This window comes from Mesorhizobium yinganensis, assembly GCF_040081985.1.
Classification (GTDB): Bacteria; Pseudomonadota; Alphaproteobacteria; order Rhizobiales; family Rhizobiaceae; genus Kumtagia; species Kumtagia yinganensis.
Genome location: NZ_JBEBMH010000003.1, coordinates 396,035 through 412,610 on the forward strand (window position 1 = coordinate 396,035; position 16,576 = coordinate 412,610).

A 16,576-nucleotide genomic window follows, 5' to 3' on the forward strand; every position below is an offset into this window, starting at 1 on the left:
CGCCAGTCAAGCACTGCTTGTTTCACGCCTTGGTGAGTCGGACAAGGGCTTCGTCCATGGCCGCGGCCGGCAGGGCGACGAGGCGAGGCGCCTCGGTAAAAAGCAGGGCGGCGGAGACTGTCTTGTCCGGATAGACCGGTTGGAGCAGGGCGCGGTACAGCGCAAGCTGCGCGACATAGGCTGGCGGCACGGCCGCGAGCCCGGCCGGCGCGGGACGGTTGGTCTTGTAGTCGACGATCAGCACCTCGCGCTCCGTCACCGCCAGCCGGTCGATCTTGCCGGAGACGGCGCGTTTTTCGCCGCGCAGTTCGACATGGCCCATCAGCGCCACCTCGGCACGCGACCCCGCCGAAAACAGCGGACGGAATTTTTCCGATTCGAGAATTGCAAGCACCGACGCCAGCGCGCCGTCGCGCTCCGTGGCTGGCCATTCGCCGGCGGCGCGGTCGAGATAGCGCCGGGCCGCCGGCCCGCGTTCCGCCTCGGCGATGCCGGGCAGGACCTGGAGCAGCTTGTGCAGCACGATGCCGCGCGCCACCGCGAAACCGGGTTCGTCCTCGGCATCGAGCACCGGCGAGCGGCCCGACACGACGGCTGGTTCCGTCTCGATCAGCAATGACGACGCGCCCGAAGGCGCCAGCGGACGCGGCAGGGTTTTCGCCGGCGGCAGCGGCGTGAGCAGGCTTTGCGGGAACGGCGAGGCCGGCGGGGCATCCCGTGTCTCCGGCGTGCCGGGATGGAAGCCGGCGCCCTGATTGAGGCGGAAGCGGAAAACCTTTCCGGCGACGAGATGGTCGATCTCGGCGGTTTCCGCCGCGCCCGAGAGGGCCGCGGAGACCAGCGAATGCCAGGTCGTGGGCGGCGGCGGGCGGCGGCCATGAAAGCCGCAGACGACCAGCCGGTCCTCGGCACGGGTCATGCCGACATAAAGCAGGCGGCGATATTCATCGTCGGCGCGCGTGCCGATGCCGGCCTCGATCTGGCGGGCAAAGCCTGCCGGCGTCTCGCCGGGCGCGCGCCAGAGATAGCCGGGCGTGCCGGCAAGCTCGCCCTTGGGCGCGAACGGGATCAGCCGCGGCAGGTGCTGCGTGCTGAAAGGCTGCGAACCGCCGTCGACCAGGAACACCACCGGCGCCTCCAGGCCCTTGGCGGCGTGGACTGTCATGATGCGCACCTCGTCGCGCGTCTGGTCCATCTCGCGCTTGATCTCGGGCGCAGCCGACTGCAGCGTGGCGAGGAAGGTTTCGAGGCCGGGCAGGCCGGTCTTTTCCTGCGCCAGGGTGAAATTCAGGAACTCGTCGAGAATGTCGCCGGCCTCTTGGCCGAGCCGCGCGATCATTTTTCCACGGATTCCGTCGCGGCCGAGAACGCCGGAATAAAACTCGAAAGGCCGGCGGAAGGCCGCTTCATTGGCCCAGCGGTCGAGGTTTTTTGCAATGTTCGCAAGCATCGAATCGGATGCGGAACGATCTTTAACGATTTCGAACAGCGAGGTGCCTTCAGGCCGGCCGGCTGCCAGCGAGAACAGCGCGTCCTCGGAAAGGCCGAAGACCGGGCTTTTCAGGACCGCGGCGAGCGACAGATCGTCCTCCGGCTGCAGCACGAAGCGGCCGAGCGCGATCATGTCCTTGACGGCGATGTGCGCCGGCAGGCTGAGGCGGTCGGCGCCGGCAACCGGGATGTGCCTGTCCTTCAGGCTCTTGGCCAGCGCATTGACGAAGCTGCCGCGCTTGCGCACCAGCACCAGCACGTCGCCGGGGCCGAGCCGCTTGCCGCTCCCCTCGATGATTTCGCCGGATTTCAGCCATTGGCCGACGGTCCTTGCGATGGTCTCGGCCAGCCGCACGGCCGGCGCGGTCGCGTGGTCGATGGCTTCCGTCCAGTCGTCCGGCTCCTCGACCGTATCTGCGCCGAGCGACGGCCAGACCTCGACATAACCCGGCGCGCCGGCGCGGATGGCGGCGTGCTCCACGGGATCGCCGGCGAAGGTGAGGCCGCGCCGCGCCGTCTCAGTCGCGAAGACGCGGTCGACGGCGCCGAGCACGTCGTCCGTCGAGCGGAAGGAGAGCGTCAGCTTGACGTGCTCGAACCTGCCCTCGGCGTCCCGCACCTTCTGCGAAAAAGCGAAGCCGCTTTCGGCGAAGGCTTCGGGGGCCGCGCCCTGGAAGGAATAGATCGACTGTTTTTCGTCGCCTACCGCGAAGACCGTGCGGCGGACATTGTCGCGGGCGCCTGCGCCGGCAAAAAACTCTTCCGCCAGGCGGCGCACAACGCTCCACTGGTCGGGGCTGGTGTCCTGCGCCTCGTCGATGAGGATATGATCGATACCCTTGTCGAGCTTGTAGAGCACCCAGGGGCCGGCATCCTGGCGGGCGAGCAGGCGCACGGTGCGGGTGATCAGATCGTTGAAGTCGAGGAAGCCGCGGCCGGTCTTGAGCTGCTCGTAGCGGCCGATCAGCCAGTCGGCGATGGTGAGCGCGGCGCGGGTGTTTTCGACCATGCGCAGATGGGCAAGGCGATCCATGGCGGCGATGAGAGTGGCACTTGCTTGGCCGTAGCATTCGTCAATATCGGGCAGTCGGTTGCGCAATGCCTTGTTGGCGATACCGGTCGCACCGTATGGCTCGCCATCGGCCTTCAGAAAAGCTCTGGCAAGCAAAGTCAATCGTCGTTCCGGATCGGATTCTGCATAAGCCAGTATCGCGTCTGGAATGATGTATTTCAGCGGGTTCCGCGCATCAGCGGTTTCGGCCGCCTCGGCATAGGTCCTGAGATAGGCCGGTGGAAAACCTGGAAGCGGCCAGACCGCCTCGGCCACCGAAGCGGCGCTCGCGCCCGGCTCGAAACCAAATTCCGCGAACAGGCCGGCATAGGGCGGATCGTCGATCGCGACGGCGTCTATGAAACGGCGCAGGCCGTCGCGGTTGCGCAGGATCTCCGTCAGCAGCGCGTCGAGCCCGGCCTCGCCGCCGCGCTCCAACACCCAGGCGAAGGCTTCCTCGAGAGGCGGCGCATCGGCGCCCATCGCACCGGTGAGCAGTTCGCGGCGGGCCGCGCCGAACAGCGCCTCCTCCATCAGCGGGTCGAGCATCTCGAAATGCGCGGCGATGTTGGCTTCCAGCGGGAACTGGTGCAGCACCGATTCGCAGAAGGCGTGGATTGTCTGGATCTTCAGTCCTCCCGGCGTTTCCAGCGCGCGGGCAAAGAGTTTTCGGGCACGCGCGAGCTTTTCGCGGCCCGGCCTCTCGTCCTCGATCTCCTCGACTTTTTCCGCCAGCGCGTCGTCGCCGAGCATGGTCCACTCGGACAGGGTCGAGAAGACGCGGTTCGACATGTTGGCGGCGGCCGCGCGCGTATAGGTCAGACAGAGGATGCGCGACGGATCGGTGTCCTCCAGCAGCAGGCGGATGACACGCTGCGACAGCACATGCGTCTTGCCCGAGCCGGCATTGGCCGACACCCATGCCGAATGGCGCGGGTCGGAGGCGGTCGCCTGGAAGCGTTTCGTGGCTTCGGGGACGGGGTATTGGCGTTTCATGCGTCGCCGCCCTCCGCCGCATCCTCGCCGCCGGCCGACCATTCGAGCACGCGGGCGAGGTGATCGTAGTCGCCGTCCATATCGCCCTCGCGGAACGGCAGCGCCCGCGACAGATAGCCGGTCGAGGCAAGCGCATAATGGTCGAGCAGGCGTTCCAGTCGCTCCCAGGAATCTTCGGCGAGATCGGCGGCGGAGCGGTCGCTGCCTTTGATGCTGAGGATGGATTCCGGCACGACCTCACCATTGGCCTTCAGGCGGATATAGACGAGGTCGGCCGGCTCGCGCTGGCCGATATCGGCGAAGGCGCCACGCCGGAGCAGCGCCGCCTCCAGCGGCAGTTGCGGCGCGATCAGCCGGTGTGCCTGGATCTTTGACGGCGACGAGCCCGTCTTGTAATCGAGAATGTCGACCATATTTGCCGGCAAAAGATCGACGCGGTCGGCGTAGCCGGACAACGTCACGCCGGTGCGGCCGACCGGCGTGCGCGCGGCGCGGGCCTCCGGCAGGCGCGACAGGACATTTTGGGCGCGGCCCGCCTCCCATTCGATGATGTTCACTGCCAGCCGCTCGAAGCGCGGCCACCAGACGGCAGCGACATCTTCCGGCAGATCGAATTCGGCGAAACATTCGCGGCCGGCGGCAAGAAGCCTATCGAGTGCGTCCGGCGAAGCCGGATCGATGCCGGACGCGGAGAAGCGATGCAGGATCTCGTGGAACAGCGTGCCGCGTTCGGCGGCACCGGGATCACGCACCAGCGGGTCGATGGCAAAAAGGTCGAGGATGCGGCGGGCGTAGATCGCATAGGGATCGCGGCGCAGCGTCTCGATCTCGGTGACCGAAAAATGCCTGGGCCTGGAGTCCACCGGCGGTTTCGGATTCGGCCGTGCCGCCAGTTCATCCTCCCCACGCGCGTCCAGCATGCGCGCCCAGGCAAGCAGGTCGGCGCCGCGCGCCTTCAGCCGCGCCGCCTCTTCCGGCCCGGCAAAGGTGAGGATGCGCTGCAGCCAGCGCGAGGCCACCGCCGGCGAATCGCCAGAGCGGGCGGAGCGGGTGAGCACGAGCTTTTCGACGCCAAGCGCCATCTGGAAATCATGGGCGGATTGGCCGATGCGGCGCTCCGGCGGTTCAAGGTCGAGCCCGCCTTTCATGACGCGCGACATGAAACGATCGGACACGGCCTTGCGCGGCCAGATGCCCTCGTTCAGCCCGCCGACCACCAACGTGTCGGGCGACAGCAGCCGCGCCTCCAGCGCACCCCAGATCGAGACGCGGCTGTCAGATCCCGAAGCGGGCTTGACCACCTCGGGACCGATCAGCGCATCGAACACATCCGGCCATTCGCGCGGCGCGAACGGGAAGGCGGCATCCGCCGACACCAGCCCGCGCAGAAATTCCGCCAGCTTCTCGCCGGCGTCGCCGGCATAAAGAGCGTCCAGCCCGCCATCGGCATCGCGGCCGAGAGTTTCGAGCGCCATGACCGAGGTCCGAAGGATGTCGGACAGTTCGACCTCGTCGCGCTGCATCGTCGCGGCAAGCGGCGCCAGCGCTAGATTGAGGGCGGCAGCGACGGCCCGCCCGCTCTCGATTTCGCCCGCCGAAATCCGTGAGAACCAGAAAGGCGCGCGCCGGTCGCTGGCAAGGTCGGCCAGCCTTTCGTCGAACAGTTCGGGGAGGCCTGAAATATCGGGGCGGCCGTAACCGCCGCGAAGGCCGACAAGCTCTATGATTTCGGCGGCGCGGCGCACTTCTGCACGACCGAGGCCGAGCGACAGCAGCGGATGCTTGAGCAGCGCCAGAACCGGCACGGGGTCGCCGGGCTGGAAGACGGCGCGCAGCATCAGCACCAGCAAGGCGGCCGGTACCGTGCCGGACAGCGGCATGCCGCCGGAATCGTCGGCACGAATGCCGAAGCGCAGCAGTTCGGCCGAGACGCGGCGCGCGAGATCGCGATCGCCCGTCACCAGCGCCGCGGTTCGATCCGGCGTCTCGACGGCGCGGCGCAAGGCGATGGCGATGGCCACCGCCTCGTCCCGCTCGTTGGGCGCCTCGATCAATGTCACATTGGAAAAGGCATCTGCCATATCAGTATCGGCAAAATCGGCGCGGCGCCGCGACCAGGCATCCGTCGTGTCCGCCGGGCGAAACGCCTCGCCGATGATCAGGCCGCGCCGGGCAAGAGCGGGCGGCGCTGCCGCGACCTCCTCGACATCGGCGCGCATAACGCCGATGCGCCGCAATAGTTTTGCCAGGCCGAATTGCGGATGGCCAAGCACGGCGGGCTCGGGCGCAAGGTCGGCCAGCACGTTCCAGGAGTGCTCATCCATCGCGCTATCCAGGCCCGGCAGGACGACCGCGCCGCGCGGCAGGCGGGCGATCTGCGCAAGCAGCTCGGCGGTTGCTGGGATAGAGCCGGTGGAGCCGGCGGCGATGACCGGACCTGCCGGCGGGTTCGCCTTCAGCCGCGCCGCCTCGGCAAGGATCAGCGCGTTGCGATGCGCGGCCGGATTGGAACGCTGGCGGCTCGCCAGAATATGCGGCCAGTGCGCGGTGACGATGGCGAGGAAATCAAGCGTCACCTGCCACCAGCCGGCAAGCTCGCCGCCGACCAGATCGCCAAGCTTTGACCACTCGGCGTGCTCGGTTTCCACCTCGTCGATGAGCGCGGCAAGATCGCGGGCCAGCCAGATCGAATCGGCGGCGGAGGCGGGCACGACGACCTCTTCCTCGAATTTTGCCGCGACATGGGCCGGCAGGTTCTTCTTCCAGCGCTGTACCAGGGGGGCAAGCAGCAGCAGGCGGTCGACCGAAGAGATCGGCGGGGGAAGATCGAGCGCGGCGGAGTCGGCATCGAAGAAAGACGCGCCGTCCTCGTCGAACTCGCCGAGCGGACGCACCGTGGGCAGGATGGCCGACCGGCCGCCGGCGCGCTCGACAAAGACGGTGCGCAGTTCGCGCGCGGCGCGGCGGGTGGGCAAGTAAATCGTGACGTCGGCGAGCGCCAGCGGATCACCCCCCGGGCGGAAATCCGGGATGAGCCGCCCTTCAGTTAGCGCCGTTGCAAGCGCCGGCAGGAACGGCGCGCCGGGCGGAATGGAAAGAACGCGGGGGTTTTCGCGGGCGGTCATCGGCCCTCGCATGCGAGTTCATCCCCACCCCTGACCCCACCCCACAAGGGGGAGGGGCTAGGGGTGGGGGTACGAGCCGCGCGATTTGCCCGCCCCTTGTCATACGTGATTGCCCCGCCCTTGCGGGGGAGATGTCCGGCAGGACAGAGGGGGGCAACGAAGGGCATCAGCGGTCCATGCTGCGGAAGATGATCCGACCTCAGAGAATTGCAGTTTAGCCGTAGTATGGTGCCGCCTCAAAGTGTCCGGCGGATTTTGAGGCCGTGGCGCTATTCTTTTCCCGCCTTCGCTACCGCCGCTTCCGCCGGCGCGATCGCATCCGGGGTGCCGACCGTGATCCAGCTTCCCTCCAGAGGCAGGCCGAACAAACGGCCGGCGGAAATCGCTTCGTCGAAATAGCGGTTGAGCGAAGATTTTTCGACTGGTTTGCCGGCAAATAGTCTTGGGTGAACGATCGCGGCACCCGCATAGATGAAACCCTCGGCAGCGCCCGCTGCACGCTTCAGCCGGCCGTCGGCGTCGCGCAGGAAATCGACGCCGCCGCTGTGGCCGGTGGCGGAGGCAAGGTCCGACAGCATGATCAGAATGTCCATGCGATCGTGGTCCCATGCGTCGGCCAGGCGCGTCAGGTTGGGCTCGCCGCGATCGATCCAGAACGTGTCGGCGTTGAGGATAAAGAACGGCTCCGTCCCGAGCGCTTTTAGCGCCTTGACGATCCCGCCCGCCGAATCCAGCAGGCCGTCGCGCTCGTCGGAGATCAAAACCTTCGGCTCTTTCCGCGACGCGACATGCGCGACGATCTGGTCCGGCAGGTAATGGACGTTGACGACGGCCGTCTCGACGCCAGCCTCTGCAAGGCTGTCGAGACCCCAGTCGAGCAGCGTTTTTCCCGCGATCTTCACCAGGGGCTTCGGAAGGTTGTCGGTGATCGGCCGCATACGCATGCCGAGGCCGGCGGCCAGAACCATGGCTGTCTTCGGCGCGGCCATCATTCGTCCTCCGAAAGCAGGCCGTGGCGCGCATAAAGCTCGGCGACCGGCGCCAGCGCGGGATGGACGAGCGCGCGGCTGAGATAGGCGCGGATGCGCGGCAGATGCCTGAGATAGGCCGGCTTGCCGTCGCGCCTGTCGAGGCGCACGAAGATGCCGAGGATTTTCGTGTTCCGCTGCGCGGCGGTGATGGCATAGGCCTCGCGAAACTTTTCCTCGTCGAAACCTCCCGCCGCGTGGCGCGCAGCGACATAGGCGGCGACCGTCGAGCGCTCGATCTCCTCCGGCACGGTGACGCGGGCGTCCATGGCGAGCGAGGCGACGTCATAGGCCGAGGCGCCGATCATCGCATCCTGGAAGTCGAGTATGCCCAGCCGGTCGAAACCTTCCCGCTCGGGCCGCCAGACGATGTTGGGCGAATGATAGTCGCGCAGAACGATGCCGCGCTCGGTGCGGTCGAGACGGTCGAACACCGCGTTCCACGCATCGGCAAAGGCTGTCCGGAGGGAGGCATTGGCCGGGCTGCCCGTCTTCCAGGGAACGTACCAGTCGAGCAAAAGCTCGACCTCGATCATCAGGGCATCGCGGTCGAAAGGCGGAACGTCGTGGACGACGCCTGGCGCCACCTCCAGCCGCTCGGGCCAGGGTTGGCCATGCAGCGTCGCGAGCAAGGCGCCGGCGGCGGCATATCGTTCGGCGGCAGGCCGGCCCTCCGCGTCGAGGAAATTGCCGGAGCCGAGATGTTCCAGCAGCAAGAAACCCCGGTCGAGGTCGGAGGCCAGCACCTCAGGTGCTGCGACGCCGCGCTCGCGAAGGGCGCGGGCCATGGCGACGAAGGCGGCGACCGTCTGCGCGGTGTGGGCGATGACGGCATAGGGTTTTGCGTCCTTCACCGGCGGGCCGAGGACCAGGCGCGGCGAATTCATCAGCACGCGCGGCGGCTGGTTTTCCGCGTGGATCGTCTCGTAGGCGCGCGCCGAGGCATCGCCGGGGAAAGGAACGCGCCTTGCCTCGCCAGAGCCGGCAGTACCGAGGAAATCGCGGATCGCAAGGGAGCGCGCCACCCGGTCGAAGGCCGGACCTGCGCCGGACATCACGGCGCGCCGACCGTCGCCTTCATGCGATAGCACGATCGAAATCGCTGTCGCCGGCAGGCGGCCGCCCGCGCGATCCGGCCATTCGATGACCACAACCCCTTCGGCCAGCGCCTCGTCGAGGCCAAGCTCGTCGAGCTCGGAGGGCGAACCGAGACGGTAAAGGTCGAAATGAGCGACAGGCACGCGGCCGTCATAGGTCTGCACGAGCGTGAAGGTCGGGCTCGGCACTTCGAGGTCGGGCGCGCCGGCATTGGCGCGGACCAGGGCGCGGGCAAGTGCGGACTTGCCAGCGCCGAGATCGCCTGACAGCGCCAGCACGTCGCCGGGGCGAAGCGCCAGCGCAAGGTCCTCGCCAAGCCGTCCCGTCGCGGCTTCGTCCGGCAGGAACCGTTCGATCGCAGCGCTGGCCATTACCGTCATTCAGCCGCGGCGCGGACGCCCGAAGGCACGAAAGGGAACAGGCAGAGCACCGTGGTGCCGGCCCCCGCTCCCGTCTCGATACGCACCGTGCCGCCGTGCAGCTCGACGAAACTCTTGACGATGGAAAGGCCGAGGCCAGCCCCGCGCCGGCGCCCGCCATTGATGCGCGGCTCGAAGCGGCGGAACACCGTGTCGAGGATTTCGGGTGCCATGCCCGGCCCGTCGTCATGCACGGAAAACTCGACGCCGGCGTCGGTGCGGCGGCAGGCGAGCGTGATCGTGCTTGCCTCCGGGGCATAGTTCACGGCGTTGCTGAGCAGGTTGTAAAGGATCTGGCGGACCCGGGTCTCATCGCCGTGGAAGCTGGCCGGCGCGCGGGCGGTATCGATCGCCAGCTTGATGGAATGTTCCTCCAGCCTGTCGGCGATGAGTTCGGCGGCGGCGGCCACGGTGCGCTCGACCCGCACTTCGGAGATCTCGAGCTGAATGATGCCCGCGTCGACGGTGGCAAGGTCGAGGATGTCGTTGACCACCGTCAGCAGCACGGCGGAGGAGGAGCCGATGTGGCCGACATATTCGAGCTGGCGCGGCGAGAGCGGGCCGGTGGCCGGCAGCGACAGCAGCTCGGTGAAACCGATGATGTTGGTGAGCGGCGAGCGCAGCTCGTAGGAAACGTGCTGGACAAAATCGTTCTTGAGCTGGTCGGCCTTTTGCAGCGCGTCGTTCTTCTCGAGCAGAGCGCGTTCGACCTTCACGCTGTCGGTGACGTCGACAAAAGTCATCATCACCTGGCCGTTGGGCAGGTGGATGATGGCGTAGCGCACCACGATGCCGCTTTTCAGCTCGGCCTGGCCGTGGCGGTCGCGGCGCTCATCGTCGAAGCCGGTGACGGCAGAGGAGAACTCGCCCCATGGGCTGGCGACGGCGAGCGCGTCGCACCAGACCTGGACGGCGGAAATGTGCATCTTCTGCGCGACGAGGTCAGCCGGCAGCTTCCACAGGGCGGTGAAGGCGGGATTGGCAAGCCGGATGCGGCCGTCAGGCCCGAACACCGCGACGCCCTCCGCCAGATTGTCGAGCGTCTCGCCCTGGACGCGCACCGCCGTGTTGTAGCGGCTCTCGAGATTCATGCGTTCGGTCAGGTTCTCGAAGATCCAGGTGACGCCGCCATTGCGCTGCGGATTGGCGACGACGCGGATGGTACGGCCATCGGGCAGGTGCCACCAATGTTCCTGCGAATCGACGGCGCGGTAGGCGTCGAGCAGGTTTTCCTTCCAGCGCCGCCATTCCGGCTGCTCGGCGATCTTGCCGTCGCTGCGCAGGCGGTCGAGCAGCAGCGCATTGTCGGGCGCGCTTTCAAGGAAGTTGGCTTCCAAACCCCACAGCTTCTGGAACGCCTGGTTGAAGAAGCGCAGTTTCTCCTTGGTGTCGAAGATGGCGACGGCGGTGGTGAGCTGGTCGAGCGTGTCGGCGTGGCTGCGTACCGTGCGCTCGAACTCCTCGCGCACCGTCTGCACCGCGCTGACGTCGGCGGCGAGGCCCGCCGAGCCTTCCCCGGCGGAAAAATCGGTGACGGCGAAGACACGGCGGTCGCCTGCCACGACGGTGGAGACCGTCTGGTCGAAGACGCGGTTCTTCTGGTGATGCGCGGCCATGGATTCGCGGGCGATCGTACCAAGAAATTCCTTGTTGTCGCGGGCCGCGTCGCCGCCGCTCGGGCTTTCGACCGCCTCGGCGTAGGCGCGGTTCACCCATTTCAGCCGACCGTCGGCGGAGCGCAGCCAAAACGGCATCTTCAGCGCGTCGAGCAGGCCGATCATGATGTCGTAGTCGGCGGCCAGCCGCTGGTTCTCCAACCGCAGCCGCGCCTGAACGCGCAAATTCTCCGACAGGCTGGTGAAACGGACGATGACATGCGAGGCGGTCTTACGGCCCTGCACTTCAAGCGGCACGCCGGTGTTGGTCTCGGCGGTGAGGTCGAAGGGTATAGCCTTCTCGCGCAGCGCGATGATGGCATGGTCGAGCGCCGCGGCGGAGCGCGGCATCAGCCAGCGGCCGAAGGCCAGGAAGGCCGCGCGGTCGTCGGGGGCGCCGGTCTCGGCCGGAAGAGCGCCGACGAGATCCGTCTTCTGGCGGTCGCTGGCCCAGACCACGAGGCGCTGGTCGCGCAGGTTGAGCAAAGCGTCCGAGCGCTGCACCGAGGCATTGAGGTCGGCGACGCGGGCACGCAATTCGGTGTTTTCGGCGGCGGTGCGGGCGCGTTCCCGGATCATCACGATCGCCGAGATCAACGCGGCGCCCATGACGCCGACGAAAACCGCAAGCTGAATGACCTCCACCGTGTTTACGGAGAACCTCACACCTTCGGATTGCGCCAATGCCGGCATCAAAGGCAGCGCCGCCGACATCGCGGTGGCGCCGAGCAGCGTCGGTAGCGTCCGGCCGAGACGGAAACGGCCACGCCGCCTGACAGCGCCGTCAGCCTTCGAATCCCTCGACAGGCCCGTTCCGGCCTTCCCCGCCTGATGCGGGTCTGCCCCCTGCATTTCCTGTTCCTCTCCGCCGCCCGCCGCCCCGAACCCGCCTCTCGGTTCGACGGTCAGAATGACCGTAAGCGTCGCGAATCATGGTCAACATACAGGGTCGGCGAATCGACGTGAAGAAGCCTGCCGCGCAAAAACAAAGCCGGGCGAAAAGTCAATCGCCCGGCTCCATATATTGTGTGTTGGTTAACGGAAATCAGTACCTGTAGTGTTCAGGCTTGAACGGCCCCTGGGGCGTGACCCCAATATAGGAGGCCTGCTCGCCTGAAAGCTCCGTGAGCCTCGCGCCGAGCTTGTCGAGATGCAGGCGGGCGACCTTTTCGTCGAGGTGTTTTGGCAGCACGTAGACCTTGTTCTCATACTGGCCCGGCTTGGTGAAAAGCTCCATCTGGGCGAGCACCTGGTTGGTGAAGGAAGCCGACATGACGAAGCTCGGATGGCCGGTGGCGTTGCCGAGGTTGAGCAGGCGGCCTTCCGACAGCAGAATCATGCGCTTGCCGTCCGGGAACGAGATCATGTCGACCTGCGGCTTGACGTTGGTCCATCTCAGATTGCGCAGCGACGCGACCTGGATCTCGTTGTCGAAGTGGCCGATGTTGCCGACGATTGCCATGTCCTTCAGCTTGCGCATGTGGTCGAGCGTCAGCACGTCCTTGTTGCCGGTCGCGGTGATCACGATGTCGGCGGTCGAGACCGCGTCGTCCATGGTGACGACCTCGTAGCCGTCCATCGCCGCCTGCAGGGCGCAGATCGGGTCGGCTTCCGTCACCTTCACCCGCGCGCCGGCGCCCTTCAGCGAAGCGGCCGAACCCTTGCCGACGTCGCCATAACCGGCGACGATCGCGACCTTGCCGGCCATCATCACGTCGGTGCCGCGGCGGATGCCGTCGACCAGCGATTCCTTGCAGCCGTATTTGTTGTCGAACTTGGACTTGGTGACGCTGTCGTTGACGTTGATCGCCGGGAAAGGCAGCAGGCCCTTCTTCTGCAACTGATACAGGCGATTGACGCCGGTGGTCGTCTCCTCGGTCACGCCGCGGATCGCCTCGCGCTGCTTGGTGAAGAAGCCCGGCGAAGCGGCCAGACGCTTCTTGATCTGCGCGACGAAATATTCCTCTTCCTCGCTCTGCGGGTTGGAGAGCACGTCCTCGCCCGCCTCGGCGCGTGCGCCAACCAGGATGTACATGGTGGCGTCGCCGCCGTCGTCGAGGATCATGTTCGACAGACCGCCATCGGCCCACTGGAAAATCTTGTCGGTGTAGTCCCAATAATCCTCGAGGGTCTCGCCCTTGACCGCGAAGACCGGGATGCCGGCGGCGGCGATCGCGGCGGCGGCATGGTCCTGGGTCGAGAAGATGTTGCAGGAAGCCCAGCGGATGTCGGCGCCGAGCGCCTTGAGCGTCTCGATCAGCACCGCCGTCTGGATGGTCATGTGCAGCGAGCCGGTGATGCGGGCGCCCTTGAGCGGCTTCGCCTCGCCAAACTCCTCGCGGCTGGCCATCAGGCCCGGCATCTCGGTTTCCGCGATCTCGATTTCCTTGCGGCCCCAGTCCGCGAGGGCAAGGTCGGCGACCTTGTAGTCCTTCTTGTCCGCCATAGTCAGCGCTCCGGTCAGAAATGGCCCGGGCACGGTGCCGAAACGGGCCTGATGGGGCGCCTGACTAGCAGAAAGCCGGCGGACCGGCAACGGGATATAAAGAAATCTTTATACGGATATATGTTGCCCGGTCGTTCGAACCGAATCAGGCTTCCTCGCCGAATTTTTCGGAAACGAGCTTGGCGAGCGCGTCGACCGCTTCGGCGGCGTCCGGGCCGCTGGCGGTCACCGTGATGCAGCAGCCGGGGCTGGCGGCAAGCATCATCAGGCCCATGATGGAGGTGCCACCAACCGTGACGCCGTCCTTCTCGACCTCGATGGTGGCCTGGAAACCCGCGGCGAGCTGAACGAATTTGGCCGAGGCGCGGGCGTGAAGACCACGCTGGTTGACGATGAGAAGTTCGCGGCTGATCGGTCCCGTGGACAACACCGCGCTGCTCATCATTTACCGCTCAGCATCTGGCTTGCGACATTTATGTATTTTCGGCCGGCGAGCTGCGCCAGTTCGAGCGCCTTGGCCATATCGTCAGCCTTGCGCGCGCTGGAGAGTTTGATCAGCATCGGCAGGTTGACGCCGGCGATGACCTCGATGCGCCCCGGCTCCATGACCGAGATGGCGAGATTGGACGGCGTGCCGCCGAACATGTCGGTCAAAAGAATAACGCCGGCGCCGGTGTCGGTGCGCGCGACCGCGTCGACGATGTCCTTGCGGCGTTGCTCCATGTCGTCGTCGGCACCGATCGAAACCGTCGCGAAGCTTTCCTGCGCTCCGACGACATGCTCGACGGCGTTGCGGAACTCTTCCGCCAACCGACCGTGCGTCACCAGCACGAGTCCGATCATTCCGTCATGGCTCCCGTCATCGCCCTTTCACGCGTTTCCCATACACTGGCTGCCGCCGGGCGGGAGCGCCATCTTGTCCAGCCGGCGTGCGTTGACAAGCCCAAAAGTGCAGTGCGGTATGCCATTTTGCCGCAGTGCGTGGCTGTCGTGCCTGACATTTAGTCGAATGGAGGCAACGAAAGACAGACCGCGAGCGCGGCGAGAGCACCGTTGACGTTGCGTGATGGCAGCATCAGTTCAAGCAGCCGGCAGCCCGCGATCTCGCTCCAGCAATCTTCGGAATAGCGCGGCGCATCCGTTTCTTCGACCAGCGAAACAAGCAAGTCGATGACCGCCGATTGCGCATGCGCGACAGGCCGCGGGGTTAGCCCCCGCACCTCGACCAAGCCCGCGATGCGCGGCGGCGCCAGGCAGATGAGACGGTTTTCCCTTGGTGCGACAAGCACCTGATCGTCGGCGACAAGTGTGGCGTGCCGGCCTGCGTTTCTCGACACCGTCAGCAGCGCCAGCGCCAGCGTCGTCTTGCCGGAACCGGATGCGCCTCGGATGAGGACGCCCCGGTCGCCGATGATGATCGCGGTGCCGTGAAGGTTGGGGAGAAACGCCATCATCGACGAAGCGGCAATCCTAACCTTCCGCGGGAAGCGTCATGACGAACCGCGCGCCCCTGACCTCGCCGGGCTTGGTGCCAGGGATATTCTCGGCCGTCAGGCGGCCGCCATGCGCCTCGGCGATCTGGCGGCTGATCGACAGGCCGAGGCCGGAGTTCTGTCCGAACGCCTCCGCGGAGGGCCGGTCCGTGTAGAAGCGCTCGAAGATGCGGTCGATGGAATCCGGGCGGATGCCCGGCCCATTGTCGTCGACCGTGACCACGTTGAACTTTCCGGCGCGCGACAGGGTGACGGTGATGTGACCGCGCTCCTCTGGAACGAAGGAACGAGCGTTCTCGACCAGATTGGTGATGACCTGGCCGAGGCGAAGGTCGTGGCCCATCACGTGATAGCTCTTCACGCCTTGCGGCAGCTTGGCGGCCTTGAACTCGATCGCCACCTTGCGCTTGTTCCGCGTCGCCTCCTGAGCCACCGATACAAGATCGGAAACTAGCTTCTTCAGATCGACACGTGTCGCATCCTCGCGGGCAAGCTCCGCATCGAGCCGCGAGGCATCGGAAATGTCGGTGATAAGGCGATCCAGGCGGCGCACGTCGTGCTGGATGATCTCCATCAGCCGGCCGCGCGAGGCTTCGTTCTTGGCGATGGGCAAGGTTTCCACGGCGCTGCGCAGAGAGGTCAGCGGGTTCTTCAATTCATGAGCCACGTCGGCGGCAAAACTCTCAATGGCCTCGATGCGCGCATAAAGCGCGTTGGTCATGCCACGCACCGCGACCGACAGGTTGCCGATCTCGTCCTGGCGGTCGGAAAAATCCGGGATTTCCTCGCGGCTCTTGACGCCGCGCCGCACGCGCACGGCCGCCGCCGAAAGCCGGCGCAGCGGATTGGCGATGGTGGAGGCGAGCAGCATGGAGAGGATCGCCATGACCAGGGCCGCGACGCCGAAGACGCGCAGGATCGCCTTGCGCTCCGCCGCGACGATCTTGTCGATGTCGCCGCCCTCGGTCGACAGCATGAGCACGCCGAGCACGGCGCGGAAGCGTTGGATGGGGACGGCGACCGAGACGATTTCTTCACCCTTCTCGCTGACGCGCACCACCGTGGATGGGCTGCCGCTCAGCGCGTTCATGACCTCGGGGTAAGCGGCGCCATTGCCGCCGGGCTGCTCCCGGTAGATTGGAAGCTCGGAGTCGCGGAACAGGTCGAAGGCGAACTTCTCGATCCTGTCGAGGACGCCCGGTTCTTCGTTGTCGACCGGCGGCAGGTCGTAGCGCAGGATCTGGCCGCGCGAATAGAGATGGCGCGAATCCAAGAGCAGGTTGGCGTCGCGGTCGTAGATGCGGGCGCGGGTGCGTGTCGGCGAGATCAGCCGCTTGAGCAGGGGAGCCACGCGCTCGGGATTGATCGGGAAATCCAGATTGTCGAGCTGGTCGCTGCCCGGGCCCAAGCTTTCGCCGGCCTGCAGCTCCAGCAGCTTCTCAGGATCGATCGAGATCGAATCGGTCTCGACCGTGGCGGACGATGCGACGGCGCCGGCGATGATCTCGCCCTGCGTCATCAGGCTTTCGACGCGGGCGTCGATCAGCCCGTCGCGGAACGTGTTGAGATAGAGGATGCCGGCGACCAGGACCGCAAGGCCGGCGAGGTTGAGAAATAGGATGCGCCGCGTCAGGCTGGAAAAGATGTGATGGCCGAGGAAGCGGCGCATCGGCACGGTGACCATGCCCAGTGCCCGCCCCAAAAAACCGCGCGGCCGCTTCACAGCGACCGCCGGTTTTTCAAGCTGCAAGTCTATCGCCATCCCGTACCGGTC

General features: G+C 66.3%; 10 protein-coding genes. All 10 read right to left on the reverse strand.

Going from position 1 to position 16,576, the window contains the following annotated elements:
• Window positions 1-22: 22 nt before the first annotated feature.
• The 10 genes from addA to ABMA59_RS09025 all read right to left on the reverse strand — a co-directional run bounded on the left by addA (window position 23) and on the right by ABMA59_RS09025 (window position 16,564).
• On the reverse strand, window positions 23-3,538 hold the full coding sequence (gene addA, locus ABMA59_RS08980) for a double-strand break repair helicase AddA (protein WP_349004997.1): 3,516 nt from the start codon (window positions 3,536-3,538) through the stop codon (window positions 23-25).
• A complete protein-coding gene (gene addB / locus ABMA59_RS08985) occupies window positions 3,535-6,663 on the reverse strand; it encodes a double-strand break repair protein AddB (RefSeq protein ID WP_349004998.1) in 3,129 nt (1,042 codons plus the stop codon). Before addB ends, addA begins: the two co-directional genes overlap by 4 nt.
• 269 nt (window positions 6,664-6,932) lie before the next feature.
• Window positions 6,933-7,655, reverse strand: a complete 723-nt coding sequence (locus tag ABMA59_RS08990) for a nucleotidyltransferase family protein (RefSeq protein ID WP_349004999.1) — start codon at window positions 7,653-7,655, stop codon at window positions 6,933-6,935.
• Window positions 7,652-9,160: a tRNA (adenosine(37)-N6)-threonylcarbamoyltransferase complex ATPase subunit type 1 TsaE gene (gene tsaE / locus ABMA59_RS08995; protein ID WP_349005000.1), complete on the reverse strand. Its 1,509-nt coding sequence runs from the start codon at window positions 9,158-9,160 to the stop codon at window positions 7,652-7,654. Before tsaE ends, ABMA59_RS08990 begins: the two co-directional genes overlap by 4 nt.
• Window positions 9,161-9,165: 5 nt before the next feature.
• Window positions 9,166-11,715 (reverse strand): sensor histidine kinase, encoded by a 2,550-nt coding sequence (locus tag ABMA59_RS09000; RefSeq protein ID WP_349005001.1) that lies wholly within the window; start codon window positions 11,713-11,715, stop codon window positions 9,166-9,168.
• Between the two features lie 193 nt (window positions 11,716-11,908).
• Window positions 11,909-13,309, reverse strand: a complete 1,401-nt coding sequence (gene ahcY / locus ABMA59_RS09005; RefSeq protein WP_349005002.1) for an adenosylhomocysteinase — start codon at window positions 13,307-13,309, stop codon at window positions 11,909-11,911.
• Between the two features lie 145 nt (window positions 13,310-13,454).
• On the reverse strand, window positions 13,455-13,751 hold the full coding sequence (locus tag ABMA59_RS09010) for an HPr family phosphocarrier protein (protein WP_349005219.1): 297 nt from the start codon (window positions 13,749-13,751) through the stop codon (window positions 13,455-13,457).
• Window positions 13,751-14,152 (reverse strand): PTS sugar transporter subunit IIA, encoded by a 402-nt coding sequence (locus ABMA59_RS09015; protein ID WP_349005003.1) that lies wholly within the window; start codon window positions 14,150-14,152, stop codon window positions 13,751-13,753. The genes ABMA59_RS09010 and ABMA59_RS09015 overlap by 1 nt, the downstream gene beginning before the upstream one ends.
• A 158-nt stretch (window positions 14,153-14,310) precedes the next feature.
• Window positions 14,311-14,763 (reverse strand): HPr kinase/phosphorylase, encoded by a 453-nt coding sequence (locus ABMA59_RS09020; protein ID WP_349005004.1) that lies wholly within the window; start codon window positions 14,761-14,763, stop codon window positions 14,311-14,313.
• 16 nt (window positions 14,764-14,779) lie between these two features.
• Window positions 14,780-16,564, reverse strand: coding sequence for a stimulus-sensing domain-containing protein (locus ABMA59_RS09025; protein WP_349005005.1), 1,785 nt, complete (start codon window positions 16,562-16,564; stop codon window positions 14,780-14,782).
• Window positions 16,565-16,576 lie beyond the last annotated feature (12 nt).

Excerpts from the sequence above, each read along its gene's own strand:
- addA (WP_349004997.1), bottom strand. The coding sequence starts at position 3,538 with ATGAAACGCCAATACCCCGTCCCCGAAGCCACGAAACGCTTCCAGGCG.
- addB (WP_349004998.1), bottom strand. The coding sequence starts at position 6,663 with ATGACCGCCCGCGAAAACCCCCGCGTTCTTTCCATTCCGCCCGGCGCG.
- ABMA59_RS08990 (WP_349004999.1), bottom strand. The coding sequence starts at position 7,655 with ATGATGGCCGCGCCGAAGACAGCCATGGTTCTGGCCGCCGGCCTCGGC.
- tsaE (WP_349005000.1), bottom strand. The coding sequence starts at position 9,160 with ATGGCCAGCGCTGCGATCGAACGGTTCCTGCCGGACGAAGCCGCGACG.
- ABMA59_RS09000 (WP_349005001.1), bottom strand. The coding sequence starts at position 11,715 with ATGCAGGGGGCAGACCCGCATCAGGCGGGGAAGGCCGGAACGGGCCTG.
- ahcY (WP_349005002.1), bottom strand. The coding sequence starts at position 13,309 with ATGGCGGACAAGAAGGACTACAAGGTCGCCGACCTTGCCCTCGCGGAC.
- ABMA59_RS09010 (WP_349005219.1), bottom strand. The coding sequence starts at position 13,751 with ATGAGCAGCGCGGTGTTGTCCACGGGACCGATCAGCCGCGAACTTCTC.
- ABMA59_RS09015 (WP_349005003.1), bottom strand. The coding sequence starts at position 14,152 with ATGATCGGACTCGTGCTGGTGACGCACGGTCGGTTGGCGGAAGAGTTC.
- ABMA59_RS09020 (WP_349005004.1), bottom strand. The coding sequence starts at position 14,763 with ATGATGGCGTTTCTCCCCAACCTTCACGGCACCGCGATCATCATCGGC.
- ABMA59_RS09025 (WP_349005005.1), bottom strand. The coding sequence starts at position 16,564 with ATGGCGATAGACTTGCAGCTTGAAAAACCGGCGGTCGCTGTGAAGCGG.